General features: G+C 70.2%; 18 protein-coding genes and 1 pseudogene. 9 read left to right on the forward strand and 10 right to left on the reverse strand.

The features are described 5' to 3' along the window. Positions 1 to 38 precede the first annotated feature (38 nt). A complete protein-coding gene (locus ACEJ41_RS05740; protein ID WP_374013825.1) occupies positions 39 to 593 on the forward strand; it encodes an NADPH-dependent FMN reductase in 555 nt (184 codons plus the stop codon). 108 nt (positions 594 to 701) lie between these two features. Here the strand turns inward: ACEJ41_RS05740 and ACEJ41_RS05745 are convergent, their stop codons facing one another. Continuing rightward, positions 702 to 2,006: a hypothetical protein gene (locus ACEJ41_RS05745; protein WP_374013826.1), complete on the reverse strand. Its 1,305-nt coding sequence runs from the start codon at positions 2,004 to 2,006 to the stop codon at positions 702 to 704. 313 nt (positions 2,007 to 2,319) lie between these two features. Between ACEJ41_RS05745 and smc the strand changes: the two genes are divergently transcribed. The 6 genes from smc to mtnA all read left to right on the forward strand — a co-directional run bounded on the left by smc (position 2,320) and on the right by mtnA (position 11,967). Then, positions 2,320 to 5,856 carry a chromosome segregation protein SMC gene (smc, locus tag ACEJ41_RS05750; protein WP_374013828.1) on the forward strand — a complete coding sequence of 1,179 codons (3,537 nt, stop codon included), beginning with the start codon at positions 2,320 to 2,322 and terminating at the stop codon, positions 5,854 to 5,856. Positions 5,857 to 5,929: 73 nt separating this feature from the next. After that, entirely contained in the window at positions 5,930 to 6,670 is a 741-nt protein-coding gene (gene zipA, locus ACEJ41_RS05755; protein ID WP_374013829.1) for a cell division protein ZipA, read from the forward strand. A 55-nt stretch (positions 6,671 to 6,725) separates the two neighbouring features. Next, a complete protein-coding gene (ligA, locus tag ACEJ41_RS05760; RefSeq protein WP_374013830.1) occupies positions 6,726 to 9,128 on the forward strand; it encodes an NAD-dependent DNA ligase LigA in 2,403 nt (800 codons plus the stop codon). After that, positions 9,083 to 10,102, forward strand: coding sequence for an EF-P lysine aminoacylase EpmA (gene epmA / locus ACEJ41_RS05765; protein WP_374013831.1), 1,020 nt, complete (start codon positions 9,083 to 9,085; stop codon positions 10,100 to 10,102). The genes ligA and epmA overlap by 46 nt, the downstream gene beginning before the upstream one ends. Before the next feature lie 104 nt (positions 10,103 to 10,206). After that, on the forward strand, positions 10,207 to 10,890 hold the full coding sequence (locus ACEJ41_RS05770; RefSeq protein WP_374014078.1) for a DUF3011 domain-containing protein: 684 nt from the start codon (positions 10,207 to 10,209) through the stop codon (positions 10,888 to 10,890). 18 nt (positions 10,891 to 10,908) lie between these two features. After that, a complete protein-coding gene (gene mtnA / locus ACEJ41_RS05775; protein ID WP_374013832.1) occupies positions 10,909 to 11,967 on the forward strand; it encodes an S-methyl-5-thioribose-1-phosphate isomerase in 1,059 nt (352 codons plus the stop codon). Positions 11,968 to 12,004: 37 nt separating this feature from the next. On the opposite strand, the gene ACEJ41_RS05780 is transcribed toward mtnA, so the two are convergent. The 6 genes and pseudogenes from ACEJ41_RS05780 to ACEJ41_RS05805 all read right to left on the reverse strand — a co-directional run bounded on the left by ACEJ41_RS05780 (position 12,005) and on the right by ACEJ41_RS05805 (position 16,883). Next, the gene (locus tag ACEJ41_RS05780; protein WP_374013833.1) at positions 12,005 to 12,802 is read right to left on the reverse strand and encodes an ABC transporter permease; all 798 of its coding nucleotides are present in this window, start codon (positions 12,800 to 12,802) and stop codon (positions 12,005 to 12,007) included. Further along, a complete protein-coding gene (locus ACEJ41_RS05785; RefSeq protein WP_374014079.1) occupies positions 12,799 to 13,722 on the reverse strand; it encodes an ABC transporter ATP-binding protein in 924 nt (307 codons plus the stop codon). Before ACEJ41_RS05785 ends, ACEJ41_RS05780 begins: the two co-directional genes overlap by 4 nt. A 93-nt stretch (positions 13,723 to 13,815) precedes the next feature. Beyond that, a pseudogene (locus ACEJ41_RS05790) lies at positions 13,816 to 14,973 on the reverse strand (acyltransferase family protein); the annotation flags it as partial. Positions 14,974 to 14,986: 13 nt separating this feature from the next. Beyond that, positions 14,987 to 15,655: an ABC-2 transporter permease gene (locus ACEJ41_RS05795; RefSeq protein ID WP_374013834.1), complete on the reverse strand. Its 669-nt coding sequence runs from the start codon at positions 15,653 to 15,655 to the stop codon at positions 14,987 to 14,989. Continuing rightward, complete coding sequence (locus ACEJ41_RS05800) at positions 15,652 to 16,542, reverse strand: ATP-binding cassette domain-containing protein (protein ID WP_374013835.1); 891 nt, start codon at positions 16,540 to 16,542, stop codon at positions 15,652 to 15,654. Before ACEJ41_RS05800 ends, ACEJ41_RS05795 begins: the two co-directional genes overlap by 4 nt. Next, entirely contained in the window at positions 16,539 to 16,883 is a 345-nt protein-coding gene (locus tag ACEJ41_RS05805) for a GntR family transcriptional regulator (protein WP_374013836.1), read from the reverse strand. The genes ACEJ41_RS05800 and ACEJ41_RS05805 overlap by 4 nt, the downstream gene beginning before the upstream one ends. 286 nt (positions 16,884 to 17,169) lie before the next feature. Between ACEJ41_RS05805 and gyrA the strand changes: the two genes are divergently transcribed. Beyond that, on the forward strand, positions 17,170 to 19,791 hold the full coding sequence (gyrA, locus tag ACEJ41_RS05810; RefSeq protein ID WP_374013837.1) for a DNA gyrase subunit A: 2,622 nt from the start codon (positions 17,170 to 17,172) through the stop codon (positions 19,789 to 19,791). Positions 19,792 to 19,941: 150 nt separating this feature from the next. Here gyrA and ACEJ41_RS05815 read toward each other — a convergent pair whose 3' ends face one another. From ACEJ41_RS05815 to ACEJ41_RS05825, 3 genes are all read right to left on the reverse strand, one after another. Continuing rightward, complete coding sequence (locus ACEJ41_RS05815) at positions 19,942 to 20,958, reverse strand: restriction endonuclease (protein ID WP_374013838.1); 1,017 nt, start codon at positions 20,956 to 20,958, stop codon at positions 19,942 to 19,944. 193 nt (positions 20,959 to 21,151) lie between these two features. Continuing rightward, positions 21,152 to 21,652, reverse strand: coding sequence for a phasin family protein (locus ACEJ41_RS05820; protein WP_374013839.1), 501 nt, complete (start codon positions 21,650 to 21,652; stop codon positions 21,152 to 21,154). Positions 21,653 to 21,725: 73 nt separating this feature from the next. Continuing rightward, positions 21,726 to 22,004 (reverse strand): polyhydroxyalkanoic acid system family protein, encoded by a 279-nt coding sequence (locus ACEJ41_RS05825; RefSeq protein WP_374013840.1) that lies wholly within the window; start codon positions 22,002 to 22,004, stop codon positions 21,726 to 21,728. A gap of 108 nt (positions 22,005 to 22,112) precedes the next feature. Between ACEJ41_RS05825 and ACEJ41_RS05830 the strand changes: the two genes are divergently transcribed. Beyond that, positions 22,113 to 22,919, forward strand: coding sequence for an FHA domain-containing protein (locus ACEJ41_RS05830; protein WP_374013841.1), 807 nt, complete (start codon positions 22,113 to 22,115; stop codon positions 22,917 to 22,919). Positions 22,920 to 22,958 lie beyond the last annotated feature (39 nt).

Genomic DNA, 22,958 nt, shown 5'->3' on the forward strand with positions numbered 1-22,958 from the left:
CTAGCATCGATGGCCTGTCCCCCAGCAGGAGAACGGCGATGGACAAGCCCAGGGTGGTGGTGTTCGTCGGCAGTCTGCGCAAGGCCTCGTACAACCGGCAACTGGCCCGTGCACTGGAGCGCCTGGGCGAGGACCGGCTGCAGTTCGAGTACGTGGACCTTCGCGTGCTGCCGCTGTACGACCAGGACTCCGATGACGACTATCCGGCGGCCGGCACCGCGCTGAAGGAGCAGGTACGCGGCGCCGACGCGGTGTTGTTCGTTACCCCGGAGTACAACCGTTCGGTCCCCGGCGTGCTCAAGAACGCGATCGACATCGCCTCGCGCCCGTATGGCGACAGCGCCTTCGCCGGGCTGCCGGCGGCGTTGGCCGGTGCCTCGGTCGGTGCGATCGGCACGGCCATGGCCCAACAGCACCTGCGCAATATCCTGTCCTATCTGGACGTGGCGGTGATGCCGCAGCCGGAGGTCTACATCCACTTCAGCGAGGAGCTGGTCGATGAAGAAGGCAAGATCACCCGGCAGGACACCCGCGAGTTCCTGGAGGATTTCGTCGACCGCTTCGTGGAATGGATCGAACGCTGGCGCGGATGAAGCGTGTGTCTGCCCGGGCCCGGTGGTGATCGCGCGCGTTGGCGCCCAGTGCGGACGTGAACGCCGAGGCCTGTGACCGCGCACCGCCGGCCATATGATGGCTGGCAGCTAGTCGATCCGGCTCAGGGTGTAATGGACCATCGGTGAGCCGTGCCGCAGCAGGGTGAGCTGGCGGCCGTCGCCACTGAGCTTGACGTCCATGACCTCGCTGGCCGGCTGGCCGGCCCAGTCGTAGCGCGTCAGCAGGCGCTGCCCATCCACTGCGTAGGTGCCACGCACGGCGTTGAGGATGCCGCCGATATAGAGATCCTGCTCGTAGCGGCCGTCCGCACCCAGGGTCAGGGTGCCGGTGGCATCGACATTGGTGCTGCCGGTGCTGTCCTGGAAGGCGATGGCCTCGAAACGCCAGCGGTTCACCAGGACAGCCGCGATCTGCGGTGATGGTGCGGGCGCGACAGGTGCAACGGGTGCGGATGGCACCGGTGCAGGCCGCGCTACCGGCGGATTGCCCGGTGCGGCCGGCGTGGTGGGCGTGGCCGGCAGGGTCGGTGCGGTGGGTGCCGGCGGGGGTGCGGTGGGTTGCGGTTGCGTCGCCGCACCCGCGCCCTGCCACTGCACGCCGAGTGGATTGGATGCGCTGCCGCCTGCGGCAGGCACTGGAGCCGATGCGGCCTGGCCCTGCCATTGCACGTCCAGGGGGGCGGAGCCGTTGGCCGGTACCGGCGGCGGCTGGCCCGCAGCCGGGGCAGGAGCCGTGCCGGGCAGGGCGCGCAGCCGCGCGGCATCGACCCATTCGTCCCAGTTGCTGCCGTAGCCGTCGTAGCCAACCCGGTAGCGGCCATCGGCCGCTTCATGGATGCGGCCCGGGAACCAGCGGCCGTTCCAGAGGATCTCGACGCCTGCACCGGCGGCCCAGGCCGGCGCGGAACCGGTCGATGACGCCTTCGCACCGCCGGACAGGCGGGTGCCGGTGGCGGCGTGGCCACCGACCCCGCCGAACAGCACGATCAGCTGGTCGGCGTCGCTGCGGTGGAATTCGTATTCGTCGCCGCTGGCGTGGCGCAGCCGGTAGTAGCGGCGACCGGGCTGGTGGTACCAAGGCCGCACTTCTTCCAGCCGCCCGGATGCGTTGCCCCAGCGGTAACGGCCATCGGCGGCGATGTCCAGCCGGTTCATTGCCGCACCGGGCTGGTAGTTGCGGTACACGGCGCGGCCGTCGCTGCTGTAGGTCACCGATCCTGGAATCCACACGTCCCAGGCGCCGGTCAGCGCCCGGTCCAGGCGGGCGGGATTGGCAACCGCCTCTGCGCGTTGCATGCGCGCCGGGTCGATGATCTCGTTGGCCGCCAGCGGAGCGATGGTCGCGATGGCCGCTGCAGCGGCGGCCAGGGCCAGGGTCAGGAAGCGGTCCATGTCGTCTCGGGTCCTGGAGCAGGGATCGCCGCCAGTCTAGGCAGCGGGCGCACACGGGCGTCCTGATCCTGATCAAGCCAGGCCGCGATGCCTGGGCCACGATCCGAAGCACACAGGCTGCGGCCCCGGGTTGCATGCACGTGCCCCCTGTGGCGGGCCGGCGAGGCCATTGCTGCCGCTATACTGCCCGGTCCGACGCCGTTTCGACGGTGCAGCCGCCATCGTGGGATCAACCACTTGGCGTGCTTTCCGGAGACATGACTTCAACCCGGTGGCGCCTCAGCCGCGCCACCCCCGGGGAACCGACTGCCGCATGCGCCTGTCCACGATCAAGCTGTCCGGATTCAAGTCTTTCGTCGATCCGACCACGTTGCACCTGCCGACCAACATGACCGGCGTGGTCGGCCCCAACGGCTGCGGCAAGTCCAACATCATCGATGCGGTGCGCTGGGTGATGGGCGAGAGCTCGGCCAGCCGCCTGCGCGGCGACTCGCTGACCGACGTGATCTTCTCCGGCTCGGCCGCGCGCAAGCCGGTGTCGCAGGCGACCGTCGAACTGATCTTCGACAACTCCGACCACGCCATCTCCGGTTCCGCTGCCCTGGGCAGCGTGGCCGCGTTCAACGAGATTTCGGTCAAGCGCACCGTCAGCCGCGACGGCCAGAGCAGCTACTACCTCAACGGCACCAAGTGCCGCCGCCGCGACATCACCGACCTGTTCCTGGGCACCGGCCTGGGCCCGCGCAGTTACTCGATCATCGAGCAGGGCATGATCAGCCAGATCATCGAGGCCCGGCCCGAGGACCTGCGCATCTACCTGGAAGAAGCCGCCGGCATCTCCAAGTACAAGGAGCGGCGCAAGGAGACCGAGACCCGCATCCGCCACACCCGCGAGAACCTGGACCGGCTCAACGACCTGCGCGAGGAAGTCGACAAGCAGCTCGACCACCTGCGCCGGCAGGCGCGCCAGGCCGAGCAGTACCAGGCGTTGCAGGCCGAGCGCAAGGTCAAGGATGCCGAGTGGAAGGCGCTCGAGTTCCGTGGCCTGGACGGGCAGTTGCAGGGCCTGCGCGAACGCCTGGCCCAGGAAGAAACCAGGCTGGAGCAGATCATCGCCGGCCAGCGCGAGGCAGAGCGCGAGATCGAGACCGGCCGGGTGCGTCGCGAGGAAGCGGCCGAAGCGCTGAACAAGGCCCAGGCGCAGGTGTACCAGGTGGGCGGCGTGCTGGCCCGGGTCGAGCAGCAGATCCAGCACCAGCGCGAGATGTCGAGCCGCCTGAACCAGGCCCGCGACGAAGCCGCCAGTGCGCTGGACGAACTGGACCGGCACATCGGCGAGGACGGGCAGAAACTGGAAGTGCTGCAGGTTGCGGTGGAAGAGGCCGAGCCGCGCCTGGAGCAGTTGCGCGAGGACGACCTGGCCCGCCAGGACGCCCTGCACGAGGCCGAAGCCGCGCTTGCCGACTGGCAGCAGCGCTGGGAGGCGCACGGCCGCCAGGCGGCCGAGGCCGCCCGCGCCGGCGAGGTCGAGCGCACCCGCGTGGACTACCTGGACCGGCAGTCGCTGGAAGCCGGGCGCCGGCGCGAGGCGCTGGCCGGCGAGCGTGCCGGGCTGGACCTGGACGCGCTGGCCGAAGCGTTTGAACAGGCGCAGCTCCAGCACGAAACGCAGAAGGCGGCGCTGGAAGGGCTCAACACGCAACTGGACGCGCGCAAGCAGGACGTGGCCACGCTGCAGGAACAGCAACGCGGCGCCCAGGGCGAACTGGCCGAAGTACGCAAGCAGGCCCAGGCCGCGCGTGGCCGCCTGTCTTCGCTGGAAACCCTGCAGCAGGCCGCGCTGGGCCAGGAGCAGGGTGCGGCGGTGGCCTGGCTCAAGGCCCGCGGGCTGGACTCGGCGGCGCGGGTGGGCGAGCGGCTGCAGGTCGAGGAAGGTTGGGAGAACGCGGTCGAAGGCGCGCTGGGCCAGTTGATCGAAGGCGTGCTGGTGGATGCACCGGGCGCTCTCATCGACAGCGGGCTGGTCGATGCCCTGGCGGACCTGGGCGAGGGCCGTATTGCCCTGGTCGCCGACGGCGATGGCGACGCCGGTGTCTTCGCGCCGACCTCGCTGGCGGCCAAGGTCCGTGGCCCGCTGGCGATCCGCAAGTTGCTGGCGCGCCTGCATGCGGCCGCTGACCTGGCCGAAGCACGTCGGCTGCTGCCGCAACTGGACTCCGGTGACTCGGTCATCACCCGGGCCGGCGAGCGCCTGGGCGATGGCTGGCTGCGGGTGTCGCGGCAGGGCGCGGCCAAGCAGGGCGCACTGTTGCGCGAGCGCGAGATCCAGTCGCTGCGCACGTTGATCGAGGAGCTGCAGCAGCGCGAGAGCGCGCTGGAAGAGCGCCTGGCGATCCAGCGCGACCAGCTACTGGCCGCCGAGCAGCAGCGCGAGGATGCGCAGCGGCAGCTGTACATGGCCCATCGCAGCCTTTCCGAGCTGGCCGGCCAGTTGCAGAGCCAGCAGGGCCGGATGGACACCGCGCGCCAGCGCATCGAGCGCATCGAGGGCGAGCTGGCGCAACTGGCGCAGACCCTGGACGACAGCAGCGAGCAGGCGCGCCAGGCGCGCGCACGGCTGGAGGATGCGGTGGCCGCCATGGGCGAGCACGAGATCGCGCGCCAGACGCTGGAGGCCGAGCGCCGCCAGCGTACCGAGGCCCGCGACCTGGCCCGCGATACCGCCCGCAGCAGCCGCGAGGCCAGCCATGCCGTGGCCCTGGCACTCGAATCGCAGCGCACCCAGATTGCCGCGCTTACCCAGGCGTTGCAGCGCATGCAGGCGCAACGGGCGCAACTGGACGCGCGCCTGGGCGACCTGGCCGCGCAGCTGAGCACCGGTGATTCGCCGGTGCAGGCGCTGGAAGCCGAGCACCAGGCTGCGCTGGCCGAGCGCGTGCTTGCCGACCGCACCCTGGGCGAAGCGCGCGCGCTGCTGGAAGGCATCGACCATGAGCTGCGCGGATTCGAGCAGGCGCGCCAGCAGCGCGACGAGCAGTCGCTGGCCCAGCGCGAACGAATCGCCCAGCGTCGCCTGGAGCAGCAGGCCCTGGCGTTGAAGGCCGAGCAGCTGGTGGAGGCCATCGTTGCCGACGGCCTGGCGATGGACGACGTGGTCAACACGCTGCCCGAGGTCGCCGACCCGCGCGAGTGGGAGCAGGCGGTCAACCAGATCGATGCACGCATGCGCCGGCTCGAGCCGGTCAACCTGGCCGCGATCCAGGAATGCGGTGAGGCCGAGCAGCGCAAGGAATACCTGGACGCGCAGAACGCGGACCTGGGCACCGCACTGGAAACCCTGGAAGAGGCCATCCGCAAGATCGACCGCGAAACCCGCGGCCGCTTCAAGGACACTTTCGACCGGGTCAATTCCGGCATCCAGCAGCTGTATCCGCGCCTGTTTGGCGGCGGCCACGCCTACCTGGAACTGACCGGCGAGGACCTGCTCGATACCGGCGTGGCGATCATGGCGCGGCCACCCGGCAAGCGCGTGTCCAGCATCTCGCTGCTGTCCGGCGGCGAAAAGGCGATGACCGCCGTGGCGCTGGTGTTTGCGATCTTCCAGCTCAACCCGGCGCCGTTCTGCCTGCTCGACGAAGTCGATGCGCCGCTGGACGAGGCCAACGTCGGCCGCCTGGCGAGCATGGTCAGGGAAATGAGCGAGAAGGTGCAGTTCCTGTTCGTCAGCCACAACAAGGCGACGATGGAGGCGGTGCACCAGCTTGCTGGCGTGACCATGCGCGAGCCGGGCGTGTCGCGCCTGGTCAGCGTGGACCTGGAGGAGGCCGCGCGCCTGGCCGGCGCGGCATAACCGGTTCGCTGTTCCCGGTTCCGGCCTCTATGTCATCCTTGCCTCTTGGCACCACTCCGTGGAGATGTGTTTCATGTCCGACCTCGCCTGGCTGCGCATCGGGATCCTGGCTGCCGGCCTGTTGCTGATCGCGGCGATCTTCTGGTTCGGCCGGCCGCGCAAGGAACAGCAGGGCCGTCGGCGCGAATCGCCGGCAATGACGCCCGAGTACGGCCCGATGCGCCGCGAGCCCTCGCTGGGCGGTGCTGCCCCGGTGGCCGACGGCGACTACAGCGGCGAGGGCGTCAGCCAGCCTGGCCTGGGCCTGGCCGAGGATCCGGCGCCCGCGGCCGGCAGCACCCTGGGCCGGCGTGAAAGCGAGGATTTCGACAAGATCATCGCGCTGTACGTGGCCGCGCGTGCCGGTGCCGCGCTGCGTGGCGAGGACATCGTGGTGGCCGCGGAAAAGACCGGCATGGTGTTCGGCCACATGAGCGTGTTCCACCGCCTGCTCGAAGCGCACCCCGAGCGTGGCCCGGTGTTCAGCATGGCCAGCATCATCAAGCCGGGCAGTTTCGACATGGCCAATATCCGCGAGCTGGAGACGCCGGCGATCGCCTTCTTCCTGACGCTGCCGGCGCCGACCCCGGCGCTGGACGCCTGGGAAAAGATGCTGCCCACCGTGCAGCGCATGGCCGAGCTGCTGGACGGCGTGGTCCTGGACGAGGGCCGCAACGCGCTGGGCCGGCAGCGCATCTCCCACATCCGCGACGAGCTGCGCGTCTACGACCGCCAGCACGAGGCGCCGCCGTTGACCAAGGCCCCGCGCTGGTAAGCGCGGCGGGCGCCGCATCACCCGGCAACACCGCACCCGCCGGTAGAATCGGCGCATGAATCCGGACATCGATCCCAGCGATCCCGCCGCCCGCGCCGCCGCGCTGCGCGCGCGCATCGAAGACGCCAACCACCGCTACCACCAGCTCGACGCGCCGGACATCACCGATGCGCAGTACGACGCGCTGGTGCGTGAGCTGGAGGCGCTGGAGGCGGCCCACCCGCACCTTGCCGTAGCCGATTCGCCCACCCGCAAGGTCGGCGCGGCGCCGGCCGGGCGCTTCGCGCCGGTGGTGCATGCGGTGCCGATGTTGTCGCTGGGCAACGCGTTCAGCGATCCGGAGGCCCCGCCCGGCGAGGACCCGGACAAGGACGTGCGCGATTTCGTGCGCCGCATCCGCGACCGTCTCGATCTGGACGAGCCGGTGTTCTGCGCCGAGCCCAAGCTCGACGGCCTGGCCATCAGCCTGCGTTACGAGGACGGCGTGTTCGTGCAGGGCGCGACCCGCGGCGACGGCGCCACCGGCGAGGACGTCACCGCCAACCTGCGCACGATCGCCGTGATCCCGCACACGCTGCACGGTGGTGGCTGGCCGAAGGTGCTCGAGGTGCGCGGCGAGGTCTACATGGCCCGCGCCGACTTCGAGCGCTGGAACGAACACGCGCGCCTGCACGGCGGCAAGGTACTGGCCAACCCGCGCAACGGCGCAGCCGGCTCCCTGCGCCAGATCGATCCGGCGCTGACCGCGCAGCGGCCATTGAGTTTCTTCGCCTACGGGGTCGGCCTGGTCGAAGGCGGCGCGCTGCCGCCCTCCCACTCGGCCACGCTTGCGCAACTGCGCCTCTGGGGGTTTCCGGTCAGCGACCTGGCCACCGTGGTGCACGGCGTGGACGGACTGCTGGCTTACTACCGGCGCATCGGCCAGGCCCGCGACGGGCTGCCGTTCGACATCGACGGCGTGGTCTACAAGCTCGACGACCATGCCGGCCAGCGCGAGATGGGTTTCGTCTCGCGCGCGCCGCGCTGGGCCATCGCGCACAAGTTCCCGGCGCAGGAACAGACCACCGTGGTCGAGTCGATCGAGGTCAATGTCGGCCGCACCGGCGCGGTCACGCCGTGGGCGCTGATGCAGCCGGTGCAGGTCGGCGGGGTTACCGTCACCCGCGCCACCCTGCACAACGCCGACCACGTCGCGCGCCTGGACGTGCGCGACGGCGACACCGTGATCGTGCGCCGCGCCGGCGACGTGATCCCGGAGGTGGTGCAGGTGGTGCTGGACCAGCGCCGTCCCGGTGCGCAGCCCTGGTCGATGCCACGGGCCTGCCCGGTGTGCGGCGCCGAACTGGTGCGCGAGGAGGGCGCGGCGGTGTGGCGCTGCTCGGGCGAGCTGAGCTGCCCGGCGCAGCGGGTGCAGTCGGTGTTCCACTTCGCCTCGCGCCGGGCGATGGATATCGACGGCCTGGGCGAGCGCTACATCGAATCGCTGTCTGCGTCCGGCTACCTGCGCGACGTGTCGGACCTGTACCGGCTCACCCTCGACGACCTGCTGGAGATGAAGCGCCGCGCCGACGAGGCCGGCGGAGCTGCGCCGGATGTCCTGGTCAAAGGCGGTGCGAAGGCCGGCAAGGTCGCCACCAAATGGGCCGAGAACCTGGTCACGGCCATCGACCGCAGCCGCGATACCACCCTGGCCCGGTTCCTGTTCGCGCTGGGCATCGAGCATGTCGGCGAGAGCACGGCCAAGGCGCTGGCGCATTGGTTCGGCGACCTGGAGCTGATCCGCCGCCTGCCGTGGCCGCTGTTCAAGCGGGTGCCCGACATCGGTGGCGAAGTGGCCCGGGCGATCGGCCATTTCCTCGACCAGCCCGGCAACCAGCAGGTGATCGACCGCCTGCTCGAGCATGGCGTGCGCATCGGCGATGCGCATGCACCCGATCCTGCGCTTGCCGATGGCCTGGACCTGGCCACCCTGCTGGCCGACCTGGAGATCCCCAAGGTCACCGCGATCCGCGCCGCCCAGCTCGGCAGCGCCTTCGCCGATGCGCAGGCGCTGCTGGATGCGCCTGCACACAACCTGGTCACCGCCGGCCTGCCTGCCGAGACCGCCAATGCCCTGGTCGCCTGGCTGGAAGACGCGGCCAACGCCGACCTGTTGCTGCGCAGCGCGCAGGCGCAGTCGCAGCTGCGCGCACGGCTGCCCGCGCGCGTCGAACGGCCGGCCGGGCCGCTGGAAGGCAGGACCGTGGTGCTCACCGGTACCTTGTCGTCGATGGGCCGCGACGAGGCCAGGGAGCGGCTGGAAGCGCTGGGCGCGAAGGCCGCCGGCAGCGTCTCGAAGAAGACCGGCTTCGTGGTCGCCGGTGCCGAAGCAGGTTCCAAGCTGGCCAAGGCCGAAGAACTGGGTATCGAGATATGGGACGAGGCCCGGCTGCTCGCGTTCCTGGAACAGCACCGGTGAGCGCGGCCGACTGGCGACCCAGCGCCGACCTCGATGCCCTGCGCCTGCGCGCGCGCCTGTACGCACTGGTGCGTGGATTCTTTGCCGAGCGCGGCGTGCTTGAAGTGGAGACGCCGGTGCTGTCCGAAGCCGGCAACACCGAGCCGAACATCGACGGGTTCAGCACATCCTTCAGCGGCCACCGCGATGCCGGCGCACCGCAGCGCTGGCTGCGCACTTCGCCCGAATACCCGCTCAAGCGCCTGCTCGCCGCCGGCATCGGCGACTGCTACGAGCTGGGCCGGGTGTTCCGCAACGGCGAAGCCGGCGGCCGCCACAATCCCGAGTTCAGCATGCTGGAGTGGTACCGCGTCGGCTGGGACCACCGGCGCCTGGCCGACGAGACCGTCGAACTGGTGCAGCAGGCCCTGGCGCTGGCCGGCCGCCACGCCGAGGTCGTCTCCACCACCTACCGTGAACTGTTCGTGCACGCGGTCGGGCTTGACCCGTTCGCCGCCGACGACGCGCAACTGCGCGCACCGCTGGCCGGCATCGACATCGACGGCCACGGCCTGGGCCGCGACGACTGGCTGGACCTGCTGATGACCCATCGCATCCAGCCGCAGTTTCCGGACGAGCGCATTACCGTGGTCCACGACTGGCCCGCCAGCCAATGCGCGCTGGCCCGGATCCGTCCCGGCGCCACACCGGTGGCCGAACGCTTCGAGCTGTACATCGGCGGGTTCGAACTGGCCAACGGCTACCACGAGCTGACCGACGCGGCCGAGCAGGCAGCACGTTTCGTGCGCGACCAGCAGGTACGCGCCATGCGTGCAGTGGTCCAGCCTCCCATCGATACGCGCCTGCTGGGCGCATTGCAGGCCGGGCTCCCGGACTGCGCCGGGGTGGCCCTGGGCGTGGAGCGATTGCTGATGGCGCTGGCCGGGACGCAGCGGATCGCCGATGTGCTCGCCTTCGACTTCGCCCGCGCCTGACCGGGGCGTGACGGCGTTCACCACACGCTGGCGCCGGCGCGGCCACAATCCCGGCAACGTGACTGGAAGGGGATGCCGTGGGTATCGCAGACAAACCGTTCTGGTTGTGGTTGTGCGCCGTGTTGCCGGCCCTGGCGGTGGCCTCGCCCGCGTCGGCGGGCGACGATCAAGCCATCCCGCATGCCGGGCAGGTGGTGCGCTGCGCGTCCGAGGACATGCGCCGCAGCTACTGCCCGATGCAGACCGATGGCGGGGTGGACCTGGTGCGCCAGTTGTCCGATACGCCGTGCATCCGCGAATCCGACTGGGGCGTGGAAGGCGACGGCATCTGGGTCACCCGCAACTGCCAGGGGGAGTTCCGCGCGCGCGGGCACTCCTCGGCGGTCCGGCGCCACGTGATCCGTTGCGAATCCCCCAGCGGGCGCACCCGCAACTGCGCGGTGGCGCTGCGCGGCGCGCCGGTCCGGCTGCTGCGGCAATTGTCGTCGATGCCGTGCAAGCGCGATGAAAGCTGGGGCGTGGGGCGCAACCAGGTGTGGGTGGGGCGCGGCTGCAAGGGCGAGTTCGAGATCGGTGCCCGTGATGGCAGCTTCCCGCCGGGCCCGCGCCTGCTGACCTGCGAATCGCGCGGCGGCCATCGGCAGGCCTGCGGCACCACCATCGACGATGGCGTGTTCCTGCTCAAGCAGATGTCCAGCGAGGTGTGCGAGGAAGGCCGCAACTGGGGCTGGAGCGCCGACGGGATCTGGGTCGATGACGGCTGCCGGGCCGAGTTCGCTGTGCAGTAGCCCGGTTAGAATGCACGCATGGAGCCTGCCTTCGATTTCGACCGCTACGACCACATCCGCCCGATCCTCTGGACCGGCGAGGAGCTGCAATTGCTGGACCAGCGCAAGCTGCCGTTCGAGGTCACCCACGTGGCCTGCGCCGACAGCGATGCGGTGGCCCAGGCCATCGGCGACCTGGTGGTGCGGGGCGCGCCTGCCATCGGCATTGCCGCCGCCTGGGGCGTGGTCCTGGCCGCTCGTGCAACCGAGGCGGCCGATGGCGCCGATGCATTGCGCAAGCTGGAACCCGCGCTGCAGCGGCTCAATGCCGCCCGCCCGACCGCAGTCAACCTGGCCTGGGCGCTGGCGCGGATGCGCAGGGCGCTGGACGCGGCCGGCAGCGACTGGCGCGACGTGCTGGAGCGCGAAGCCGCGCATATCGCCGAGGAGGACCTGGCCGCAAACCGGCGCATGGGAGCATTGGGCGCGGCCCTGGTCGCACCCGGCAGCGGCGTGCTGACCCATTGCAACACCGGGTCGCTGGCCACCGCCGGCTTCGGTACTGCGCTGGGCGTGATCCGTGCCGGCGTGGCCCAGGGCCGCATCGCCAAGGTGTTTGCCGGCGAAACCCGGCCGTGGCTGCAGGGCGCGCGGCTGACCGTGTGGGAGCTGCAGCAGGACGCCATCGACGCCACCCTGATTGCCGATTCGGCCGCCGCTCACCTGATGAAGACCGGCGCGGTGCAATGGGTGGTGGTGGGCGCCGACCGCATCTGCGCCAACGGCGACACCGCCAACAAGATCGGCACCTACCAGTTGGCCATCGCCGCGCGCCACCACGGGGTGAAGTTCATGGTGGTGGCCCCGTCCTCGACGGTGGACCTGCAGACCCCTGATGGCGACGCCATCGAGATCGAGCAGCGCGACCCGGGTGAACTGCACGGCATCGGCGGGGTGCGCACCGTGGTCGAGGGCATCGCCGGCTGGAACCCGGTGTTCGACGTCACCCCGGCCAGCCTGATCGATGCGATCGTCACCGAACAGGGCGTAGTCGAGCAGCCGGATGTGGCGAAGATGCGCGCGTTGTTCGGCGGCTGACGCCGGCAAGGCCGGCACCTGCTGTGTACGCGGGGCCTCAGCCCTTGCGTGCCAGACGCCAGATCGCCACCGTGCTGAACAGCGCGGTGAATCCGACCATGCCGCCAACCGCGGTCAGCACCGGCACGAACTGCAGCTTGTCCACCCCGCCGGCGTGCATCGCCAGCTGGCCCACGTGGAACTGCGGCCACAACTGGGTCTGCCAGTACAGCGACTGCGGCAGCGGAAAGAACATGCCCGACAGGTAGCAGCCGGGCAGGTAGACCAGGTTGGCGAAGCCTGGCGCCGAGCCGCCACGGAACAGGGTGCCGATCATCAGCCCCATCGCGCAGAACGGAATGGCCGCGGCCAGGAATGCCGCGCTCATCGCGGCGATGCGCAGCGGCTCCAGCGGCAGGCGGTCGGCGGCCAGGGCAGTGCCCAGCACCGGCAGGTAGGCGATCACGCCGAATGCCAGCCCACAGGCGATCTTGGCCACCAGCCACGAGCCATGCGGCGCCGGCTGCGCGCGCTTGAGCCGCAGCATGCCCATCTCCCGTTCCATGGCCAGCGAGGTGCCGATGCCGAACAGGGCCGGCATGCTGACCGCCATCACCGAAAATGCGGCGAACAGGTACACGGCGGTGGTCGGATCCCTGGCCGTGGCCTCGCCGGCCACCAGCAGCGCGATCAGCGCGTACAACGCCACCGGCATCACCAGGGTGGGGAAGGCCAGGCCCGGATTGCGCAGCAGGCGCAGCGCCTCGCAGCGGATCTCCTCCAGGTAGGCGGCGGCGATGCGGCGCGGCGAGGGAGTCGCCGCCACGGCATTGGCATGCAGGATCGGAGTGTTCATGCGGCCTCGCAGGTCAGGTGGGTGAAGGCGTCGCCGAGCCCGGCCTGGCGCACTTCCAGCCGGGTCAGGCCGGGGTCTTCGGCAAGCAAGCGGCGGACTACGGCCTCGGCGTCGCCGGCGGTGAGGTGCAGGCGGTCGTCCTCCGAGCGCGCGTCGAGCACTTCCGGCCATGCGCCGACCTCGTCGGCGGACAGCCGCGACTGGCAACTGATCCGGCGCCGCGACACCAGCGCGCGCATCTCCTCGACGCTGCCCGACGCGATCACCCGGCCGTTGGCGATCACCGCGACCCGGTCGGCCAGGGCCTCGGCTTCCTCCAGGTAGTGGGTGGTCAGCACCACCGAGCAGCCGCTGGCCAGCAGCGCGCGGATGCTGGCCCACAGTGCCTGGCGCGCCTGTACGTCCAGCCCGACGGTCGGCTCATCGAGGAACAGCAGCCGCGGCTGCCCGCAGATGGCCACCGCGAACTGCGCGATCCGCTTCTGCCCTCCGGAGAGCTTGCCGTAGGCGGTATCGGCAAAGCCGGATGCACCGGCCCGGCGCAGCGCTTCTTCGGTTGGCAGCGGCTGCGCGTAGTAGCTGGCGGCAAGCCGCACCAGCTCGCGCGGACTCAGCTCGCGTGGCAGCTCCACGTCCTGCAGCATCACGCCCAGGCCCTGGCGGCGCGCGATGTCGTGCGGATCGCCGCCCAGCAGTTCCACCTCGCCACCGTCGGCGTCCACCAGGCCCAGCCACAGCGCGATCGCGGTGGACTTGCCGGCGCCATTGGGACCAAGCACGGCCAGCAGCTCGCCGGCATGTGCCTGGATATCGATCCGGTCCAGCGCGGTCACCGCACCGAACCTGCGGCTGGCACCGCGCAACCGTGCCACGGGCTGCGTGCCGCCCGCTGCGGCGGGTACCGGCGGCTCGGCCAGCATGTGTCCGCCCTTTGTCCGCGGATGGCGGCGCCCGTTGAGCCATTGGCCCAGGATGGTCGGCCGCACCAGCCAGTGATAGCTGGCCATGAGCACAGCAAGGCTCACGCCCAGGACCAGTGGATACTTGACCCCCCACGGCAGTGGCCAATGGCCGACCCATACCTGCAGCGCCACCACCACCGGCAAGTGCGCCAGATACACCCAGTACGAAGCGTCGGCCAGGTAGCGGCGCACGCGACAGTGCCCGGACAGGAAGCGCAGCGCGGCGCCGGTGATGCCCAGCGACAGGCCCCAGGCCGCGATCCCGTGCATGAGGGCGAACCCCGCCTTGGTCAGGGTGGCGCCATCGGACAGCACGAACGGGTTGGCCGGAAATCCCGCCGGTGCCATTGGCGTGGCCGGCAGGCTTGCCAGCATCCACGCGCAGGCGATGGCGCCGGCGAGCAGGTGCGCCGGCCAGTACCGGGCCAGCGAGGCCAACCCGGCCTGCGAACGGTGCAGCATCCAGCCCACCGCGAACGCCACGCCGTAGCCGACCGTTGGCGCCAGCTGCGGGATCACGGTCTGGTCCGGGGCGGGGATGCCTGCCCAGTACGGCCACGCCGGCAGGGTCATCAAGGCCAGCGCCGCCGGCACGGCCAGCACCACCGCGGCCAGCGGCAAGCCGAACAGGCCCGACGCCAGTGCATCGGCCGCGCCGCGCAGCCGCCCGGCACGGTCCACGCGCAGCAGCACCGCGCGCGCAAGCAGGGCAATCGCATACAGCTGCAGCAACTGGTACAGGAACCACAGGTGCGCCAGCGGGAAGGCGCCGGCCACCTTGGGCATCTCCGGCATCGGCGGCAGCTGGCCGCCGAAGGTCTTGGTGATGCCGGCCATCCACAGTGCCGAGATCAGCGGGTACAGCACCGCCCAGCCGACCACCAGCGGCATGGCGATGCGCAGCAGCCGGTTGCGGCTGAAGCCTGCGCTGCCCAGGCGCTGGTGCAGCAGGCGCGCGAAGAACCCGGCGATGAAGAAGAACAGGGTCATCCGGAAGGTGTGCGAGACGAACGCCGCATCGGCAAGCAACGCGCTGGGGGCGTTGTCCACGATGGCCCACAGCCCGGGCGGCCAGCCCGGCATGAACGACAGCGCGGCGTGGAAGGCCACGCCCAGCAGCAGGGCAAAGCCGCGCACGGCATCCATGGCGTGCAGGCGTGGCGCGCCGGCGTCGAGCACGGCCGCGGCATCCGGGTGACGGGTATCCATGGGCTGGTTTTCCTCAGAGGAAGTCGCGGCGCCTGGCCGCGGTGAGCAACGGCAGGACCAGGGCGATGGCCAGGACTGCAAGCTCGACGAGCAGGACGCCCAGCACGGTTGCGTTCCACACCGGGGCCGGGCCGTCCATGTGGTCGCGTATGCCGGGCAGGGCACCGACGACGAACAGGAACACGCTCACCGCCATGTTGGTGAGGATGATGAAGGCCGTGACCAGCGCTTCGGAGCGTGCCATCAGCGCGCCGCACAGGACCACTGCGAAATTGGCCAGCAGGAAGCCGCACAGCGCCACCACGTAGGGCAGCAGGCCGTCGTTGATGCCGGGCGACAGCAGCACCAGCGCGACCGCCGAGGCGCTGGCCGCCAGCCATGGCCCGAGATAGCTCAGCAGCATCCCGGCGGTCTTGGCCTGCACGTACTGGCCGATGGAGATCGGCAGGCTCAGCACGAACTGCAACGAGCGCTCCTTGCGCTCGTTCATGACCCCGTAGATGGCCAGCATCACCCCGCAGGCGATCAGCGCGGTCATCCAGGCCAGCGCGCCGATGTTGAACGCGGCACGCCCGAATGCGCAGGTGGCTGCGGACAGCATGGTCGCCACCGAGGTCGTGGCGATCAGCCAGCGGTTGAGGTACAGCTCCTTGACGATGAGCCTGCGGACAATGGCGTTCATTGGTCGCGCGCCTCCCGGTGGCGGAACACGTTGGCGACGAAGATCTCTTCCAGGCTCATGCGCTGCACCTGGCTCACCAGGGGGCCAAGGCGCGCCAGCAATGCATCGTCGAAGCGATCGGTGGTCAGGGTGTGGAAGCGGCCCTCGCCCGTGCGGGCGATGACGCCCGGGAACTCGGGCAGCGTGGCGCCCTCCGGCAACTGCACCTGGATGCGGCGCCAGCGTTCCAGGAACTGCCCGGTCTCGTCGCTGTCCACGATCCGGCCGCGGTCCAGGAAGGTGATGCGGTCGCAGATCCGCTCCACGTCCACGGTGTTGTGCGAGGAGAACAGGATCGAACGCTGCTCGTCGCGCATCACGTCCATGAACTCGGTGAGCAGTTCGTTGCGCGCCACCGGGTCCAGGCCGTTGGTCGGCTCGTCCAGGATCAGCAGCCGCGGCCGCCGGGCCAGCGCCAGCAGCAGGGCGGCCTTGGTCTGCTCGCCGTGGGACAGGCTGCGTGCCACCTGCTCCGGGCGCAGGTTGAAGCGCCGCAGCAGGGTAGCCGCGTAGCCGGCATCCCAGCCCGGATGTGCCGCGGCCACCAGGTCCATGTGCCAGCCCACGGTGGCATTGGGAAGCAGGCGCATGTCGGCCGAGACGTAGCCGATGTCGCGCTTGGCCGCGGCTTGCGCCTGCGGCATCGGGTGGCCCAGCACGCGGACCTGGCCGGCGTCGGCGGTCATCAGGCCCATGGCCAGGCGCAAGGTGGTGCTCTTGCCGGCGCCATTGGGGCCGACGAAGCCCATGACCTGTCCGGCCTGCAACTCGAACGACAGGTCATGCAGGGTGAAGAACGGAAACGTCTTGTGGACGCCGCGCATCTGGATGTGGCTGGTCACGCTCATTTCGACGAGGACTCCCGGTACGCACTGCGCATGCGTTGCTCCAGTTCTTCGGGGGAAAGGCCCAGTTGGGCGGCCAGGTCCGCAGCCGCCTGCAGGTGCCCGTCCAGCTTGCGCTGCTGCAGTTCGGCAGCCAGGTTGCCGGCATCGGCAACGACCGAACCCTTGCCATGGCGGGTGACGATCACGCCTTCGGCCTCCAGTTCCAGGTAGGCACGCTTGATCGTGATCACGCTGACCTTCAGGCCTGCGGCCAGTGCCCGGATCGACGGCAGTTCCTGGCCGGCGGTCCAGTCGCCTGCGGCAATGCGCGCCCGGATCTGCTCCAGGATCTGGGCATACATGGGGCGGGTGTCCGCCTGCGAGATGTGGATTCCACTGTACATACTGTGCATACAGTGTATGCACAGTTATCCGGGCAAGGGAAGTCCCCGGGTTGCAGCCGCCGCTGCGGCCACCACCCGGGCGCCGCAACGGACCGCCGCAGGCCGCCCCGGGCGCACACAAGTGCCTGTTTCTGCATGGAATGGCGGGGTCCTGACAGGCCCGTTGTGCTACAATTCCGCGGTTCCGAAATGCCCGCCGCCGCCATGGCGCTGGCGCCGATCCGCCTTGAATGAAGCGTACTGAATGACCGAATCCGCGAAAGAAATCATCCCGGTCAACCTCGAAGACGAAATGCGCCGCAGCTACCTCGATTACGCCATGAGCGTGATCGTGGGCCGCGCGCTGCCCGACGTGCGCGACGGACTCAAGCCGGTGCACCGACGGGTGCTGTTCGCGATGCACGAACTGGGCGCGCACAGCAACAAGCCGTACTACAAGTCCGCGCGCATCGTCGGCGACGTCATCGGCAAGTACCACCCGCACGGCGACCAGTCGGTGTACGACACCCTGGTGCGCCTGGCCCAGCCGTTCTCGCTGCGCTACATGCTGGCGGACGGGCAGGGCAACTTCGGTTCGGTCGATGGCGATTCGGCCGCGGCGATGCGTTACACCGAAGCGCGGATGGCGCGCCTGACCCACGAGCTGATGGCGGATATCGACAAGGAAACCGTCGATTTCCAGCCCAACTACGACGAGAAGGAACACGAACCGACGGTCATGCCGACCCGGTTCCCGAACCTGCTGGTCAATGGCTCGGCCGGCATTGCCGTGGGCATGGCCACCAACATCCCGCCGCACAACCTCACCGAGGTGGTGAACGGGCTGCTGGCACTGATCGACGATCCGGAGATCGACGTCGAAGGCCTGATGGAGTACATCCCCGGCCCGGATTTCCCCACCGCCGGCATCATCAACGGCGTGGCCGGCATCCAGCTGGCCTACCGCACCGGCCGCGGCCGGGTGCGCATGCGCGCCAAGGCCGAGATCGAGGCGGCCGACAACGGCCGCGAAGCGATCATCGTCACCGAGATCCCCTACCAGGTGAACAAGGCACGGCTGATCGAGAAGATCGCCGAGCTGGTCAAGGACAAGAAGCTCGACGGCATTTCCGAGCTGCGCGACGAGTCCGACAAGGACGGCATGCGCATCTACATCGAGGTCAAGCGCGGCGATTCGGCCGAGGTCGTGCTCAACAACCTCTACCAGCAGACCCAGATGGAGTCGGTGTTCGGCATCAACATGGTGGCCCTGGTCGATGGCCGCCCGCAGCTGGTCAACCTGCGCCAGATCCTGGACGCCTTCCTGCGCCACCGCCGCGAGGTGGTGACCCGCCGCACCATCTTCGAGCTGCGCAAGGCCCGTGCAAGGGCCCACGTGCTCGAAGGCCTGACGGTGGCGCTGGCCAACATCGACGAGATGATCGAGCTGATCAAGAGCTCGGAGAGCCCGCAGGTGGCCAAGGAGCGCATGCTCGGCCGCAGCTGGGATCCGGGCCTGGTCGGCGCATTGCTGGCTGCCGCCGGGGCCGAAGCCTCGCGTCCGGACGACCTTCCGGCCGGCGTGGGCATGGTCGATGGCAACTACCGCCTCACCGAGGTCCAGGCCCAGCAGATCCTGGAGATGCGCCTGCACCGCCTCACCGGCCTGGAGCAGGACAAGCTCACCGACGAATACCGACAGTTGCTGGACACCATCCGCGGCCTGATCGAGATCCTCGAGGATCCGGACGTGCTGCGCCAGGTGATCCGCACCGAGCTGGAGACCCTGAAGGAAGAGTTCGGCGACGAGCGCCGCAGCGAGATCCGCGCCAGCGAGGAAGACCTGGACATCCTCGACCTGATCGCGCCGGAAGACGTGGTGGTGACCCTGTCCCACGCCGGTTACGCCAAGCGCCAGCCGGTGTCGGCCTACCGCGCGCAGAAGCGCGGCGGTCGCGGCCGCAGTGCGGCGGCGACGAAGGAAGAGGATTTCATCGACCAGCTGTGGCTGGTGAACACCCACGACACCCTGCTCACCTTTACCAGCAGCGGCAAGGTGTTCTGGTTGCCGGTGCACCAGTTGCCCGAGGCCGGCTCCAACGCCCGCGGGCGGCCGATCGTCAACTGGATCCCGCTGGAAGAGGATGAGCGCGTGCAGGCGGTGTTGCCGGTGCGCGAGTACGCCGAAGGCCTGTACGTGTTCTTCGCCACCCGTCACGGCACGGTCAAGAAGACCCCGCTCACCGAGTTCGCCTATCGCCTGGCGCGCGGCAAGATCGCCATCCACCTGGACGAGGGCGACGCCCTGGTCGACGTGGCCCTGACCGACGGCGGCCGCGACATCATGCTGTTCGCGTCCAACGGCAAGGCCGTGCGCTTTGACGAGGGCGCGGTCCGGGCGATGGGCCGCACCGCCACCGGTGTGCGCGGCATCCGCCTGGCCACCGGCGAGAGCGTGGTCAGCATGGTGGTGCCGGACGGCGAGGGCGACATCCTCACCGCCAGCCAGCGTGGCTACGGCAAGCGCACGCCGCTGCAGGAGTATCCGAAGAAGGGGCGCGGCACCCAGGGCGTGATCGCAATCCAGACCAGCGAGCGCAACGGCAACCTGGTCGGCGCGATCCAGCTGTCCGAGCAGCATGAAGTGTTGCTGATCTCCGACGGCGGCACGATGGTGCGCACCCGCGCGGCGGAGATCTCGCAGGTCGGCCGCAACACCCAGGGCGTGACCCTGATCCGGCTGGCCGCCGACGAGTCGCTGCAGGCGGTCGAGCGGGTGGATGCATCACTCGATGACGATGAAGGCGCAACCCCGGACGACGGGGAGGTCGGCGCACTGCCCGAAGCGGGGGATGTCGGGGAGGTCGTGCCGCCACCGGCTGGCTGACCGCCAGCCGCGACCGCAACACGCACAGGACGCCGGCCCACCGCCGGCGTCCTGCTTTTCAGGGCCGGGCGATGCTGCCGTCGTCCCGGATGTCGGTGTCGCCGTCGATGTCGATGTCGATGCGGCAGGCGGCGCAGCGCCTGCCGCCGGTCACACGGTGAAGCACTGCCGCCAGCGCACCGTTTCGCCACTGCCCGGACGCGGATTGAGCTGCACGCGCACGGTACGCAGCACCGCCGGATAGTTTTCCAGCTCGCCGCAGACCAGCGGCCAGATGAGCTTGTCGCTGCCGGCACCGGAGCGGTCGATGACCAGGGTGGTGCGGGTCAGCCAGTAGGCGCGGTGGATGCCGGCACGGGTGGACAGGGTGCGGGCGATTTCGGCCTGGTGGCGGGCGATCGTGGCTTCGTCCAGGGCGCCACCGCCGTCACCTGGTGCCGGTGCCGTCGCGGCAGCGGGGTTGGCGGCCGGTGCCGCGTCGGCGCGCGGCGTGGCGGCGGGCGCGGTGGCCGCAGCCGGTGCCACCGCTGCAGCGCTGCTGGCAGCAGGGGCGGCGGAGGAGCGGGCCGGCATCAGGTTGGACAGCACGACGCCGACCAGCAGGCCCAGGACCAGCGCACCCATGACGGCGATCACGCTGTGCCTGCGCGCCTGCGCATCGGCCTGGTCGACGATCCTGCGGGTGGTCGCCACTGCCAGGAATGGCTTGAGCAGTTGCCACAGGCGGCGGCCGTCGATGATTTCCACGCCCGCCCGTTGCGCTGCGGACAGTGCCTCGCGGTCGGCGCGCCCCTGGGTCAGCAGGATCCCGGACGTGGCACCGGCCATGTCCATCTCCGATGCAAGCTCGCGGATGTTGCTCGCCTGGATGCGGTAGGCCATGCCGTGCTTGCACGACAGCAGCCAGCGCTTGCTGCCGTCGGTCATCAGCAGGCGGGCTTCGTTGCCGGCGTTGGCCTGTTCGGGGGCGGCGGACCCGGCATCGCGCAACCCGCGCGTCTGCATGGCCCGCACCACCAGGGTGGAAAACTCGCGCCAGCGCAGCGCGGCCAGGGCGCGCAGGCCTGCGTCGTTCTCGACCTCGACGCGGCGGACGAGCCACAGGTAAAGCAAGGCAACGGTAGCGGCCACGACCGCCACGGCGATCCCCACGATCCACGAAGACATGCCTATCCCCTGCGGTACCCCAAAAGACTGCGCGATGGTACAGCGTGGAAATGCTGTCGTGGGCAACGGTCAGGCGCACCCAGCCGTGCGTCGACCCGGTGCGAAATGCACACGGCAACGTATGGTGGGCGGGCTGCCACCGCCACCAGCACAGGTCGATTGCCGGGCGATGTGTCGCCCGGTGGTTCAGCGCTCAGGCGTCCGTGGACGGGCGCCGTTCCGGCGGCGGTGGCGTGTCCTGGTGGCTGCGCCGCAATTCGAGTGCGAGCGCATCGATGCGGGCCCCCAGCAGGTCCAGGTCCTGGCGGGTGGGGACGTCCATCATCCGCAGGGTCTGCTGGACGCGGCGCTCGAACAGGCGACCCAGGCTGTCCCAGGTTTCCTCGGCACGGGCATAGGTGCGATCCATCGTCGCGTCCATGGATTGGCGCAGGCCTTCCAGCCGTGCGGCCATGCCCTTGCCTTCGGCACCTGTATCGGCCACGCCGCGGCCTTCCTCTGCCAGTTGTTCGAACAAGCGGCTGCCCTCGGCCTGGGCGCGCGACAACGCGCCGATGCCGGCCAGCCATACCTGCTGCGCCGATTCACCCAGGCTGCCGGCGGTGCGGCCGGCGGTGCGGCCGGCGGTGCGGCCGGCGCGGGGCGGCAGGTCCTTGTCGTGTTCGGGAATGTCGGTGGAGTGCGGGTGCTGCATGTCCGTCCCTCGCTTGGTGAAGGCGCGGCCAGTATGCAAACGGCACTGGAAAGGCGGCGTGAGGCCCGCCGGCTCAGCCCAGTTTTTCGTGCAGGACGCGACGGATCTCGTCCTCCACCAGGTCCTTCATCGCCGAGAACAGCAGGCCCAGCTCCGCCGCTACGCGCACGCGGCCGGGCTGCAGTTCGATCCGGCCCTGGATGCCGGGGCCGGACAGCTGCAGCGCGTCGGCACCATCGGCCACCGACGCGATCCCGTAGCGCTGCTGCAGGGTGGCGGCGATGCCGTCGACCAGCCGGCGCGCCTCATCGTCGGCACGTGCATGCGGGTGCAGGATCTCGATGCGGGACACGCGGGACTCCGGGTTGCGGAAGATGGCGAGGCGGTCCGGCAGCCGGATGCACCACGACCGCATGGCGTCGCTGGCGCCCGTGGCGACCGCGCTGATAGTCTGCCACGCATGCCGCAACTGCGCCTCCATTTCAGCCATCGCCAGCACCCGGACCACCCGCTGCCGGCGGGCGTGCACCGCCTGGTTCGCCAGGCTTCGGGCACGCTGGGCGTCGGTGATGCGGTGGCCGGCGCGTTGCTGGCCCAGTTCTGCGTGGATCGTCGCGGCCTGTGGCTGCAGGTGGCCAACGGCGTGCGCGGGATCCATGTCAACGGCCGGCCGGTGCGGCGCATGGCCCTGCTGCGTGCCGGCGACGCGGTCTATGCCGATGGCGTGGAGATGGTGGTGCAGGTGCCGCCGCCGCCGTTCCGCGCGCCGGAGGCGCCGTCCGACCACGCCGATGACATGCGGGTGCTGCTGCGCGGCGTCGGCGGTCCGCACCATGGCCGCAGCTTCACCCTCGGCCCGGCGCGCCTGGTGGGGTCCGCGCGCGAGGCCGATATCCACATCGATGACCCCGCGTTCCCGGCGCGCCATGCCCGCTTCCAGCGCCACGGCGACCGGGTGGTGCTGCACGGGCTCGGCCCGGGCCAGGGCAGTGTGGTCAACGGCGTGACGGTGCGCGATGCGATCCTCGCAGCCGGCGACCAGGTAGTGTTCGGTGGCCAGCACCGGTTCGTCGTGGAGTTTCCCTCGGCACCCGATTCGCCACGCTTCATCCTGGCCGAGCCGCCACTGGCGGAGCCCGGCACGGCACCGGCGCAAACCCTGGTGTCCGGATCACCCGCCCCCGGCGCGCGCCTGCCGTGGCTGCTGCTGGCGGCGCTGTTGCTTGCGGCCGGGCTCAGCGCCCTGCTGTGGTTCGGCGCCCGCTGAGTCGGCGTCCGGCGGGTCCGGCACCCCCGGTGCGGCGGC

Origin of the sequence: Pseudoxanthomonas koreensis (assembly GCF_041890415.1) — a bacterium.
In the GTDB taxonomy this organism is placed as follows: domain Bacteria; phylum Pseudomonadota; class Gammaproteobacteria; order Xanthomonadales; family Xanthomonadaceae; genus Pseudoxanthomonas; species Pseudoxanthomonas koreensis_A.

What these genes read in the sequence shown, in the direction of transcription:
- ACEJ41_RS05740 (WP_374013825.1), top strand. Translation starts at nt 39, where the DNA reads ATGGACAAGCCCAGGGTGGTGGTGTTCGTCGGCAGTCTGCGCAAGGCC.
- ACEJ41_RS05745 (WP_374013826.1), bottom strand. Translation starts at nt 2,006, where the DNA reads ATGGACCGCTTCCTGACCCTGGCCCTGGCCGCCGCTGCAGCGGCCATC.
- smc (WP_374013828.1), top strand. Translation starts at nt 2,320, where the DNA reads ATGCGCCTGTCCACGATCAAGCTGTCCGGATTCAAGTCTTTCGTCGAT.
- zipA (WP_374013829.1), top strand. Translation starts at nt 5,930, where the DNA reads ATGTCCGACCTCGCCTGGCTGCGCATCGGGATCCTGGCTGCCGGCCTG.
- ligA (WP_374013830.1), top strand. Translation starts at nt 6,726, where the DNA reads ATGAATCCGGACATCGATCCCAGCGATCCCGCCGCCCGCGCCGCCGCG.
- epmA (WP_374013831.1), top strand. Translation starts at nt 9,083, where the DNA reads ATGGGACGAGGCCCGGCTGCTCGCGTTCCTGGAACAGCACCGGTGAGC.
- mtnA (WP_374013832.1), top strand. Translation starts at nt 10,909, where the DNA reads ATGGAGCCTGCCTTCGATTTCGACCGCTACGACCACATCCGCCCGATC.
- ACEJ41_RS05780 (WP_374013833.1), bottom strand. Translation starts at nt 12,802, where the DNA reads ATGAACACTCCGATCCTGCATGCCAATGCCGTGGCGGCGACTCCCTCG.
- ACEJ41_RS05785 (WP_374014079.1), bottom strand. Translation starts at nt 13,722, where the DNA reads ATGCTGGCCGAGCCGCCGGTACCCGCCGCAGCGGGCGGCACGCAGCCC.
- ACEJ41_RS05795 (WP_374013834.1), bottom strand. Translation starts at nt 15,655, where the DNA reads ATGAACGCCATTGTCCGCAGGCTCATCGTCAAGGAGCTGTACCTCAAC.
- ACEJ41_RS05800 (WP_374013835.1), bottom strand. Translation starts at nt 16,542, where the DNA reads ATGAGCGTGACCAGCCACATCCAGATGCGCGGCGTCCACAAGACGTTT.
- ACEJ41_RS05805 (WP_374013836.1), bottom strand. Translation starts at nt 16,883, where the DNA reads ATGTATGCCCAGATCCTGGAGCAGATCCGGGCGCGCATTGCCGCAGGC.
- gyrA (WP_374013837.1), top strand. Translation starts at nt 17,170, where the DNA reads ATGACCGAATCCGCGAAAGAAATCATCCCGGTCAACCTCGAAGACGAA.
- ACEJ41_RS05815 (WP_374013838.1), bottom strand. Translation starts at nt 20,958, where the DNA reads ATGTCTTCGTGGATCGTGGGGATCGCCGTGGCGGTCGTGGCCGCTACC.
- ACEJ41_RS05820 (WP_374013839.1), bottom strand. Translation starts at nt 21,652, where the DNA reads ATGCAGCACCCGCACTCCACCGACATTCCCGAACACGACAAGGACCTG.
- ACEJ41_RS05830 (WP_374013841.1), top strand. Translation starts at nt 22,113, where the DNA reads ATGCCGCAACTGCGCCTCCATTTCAGCCATCGCCAGCACCCGGACCAC.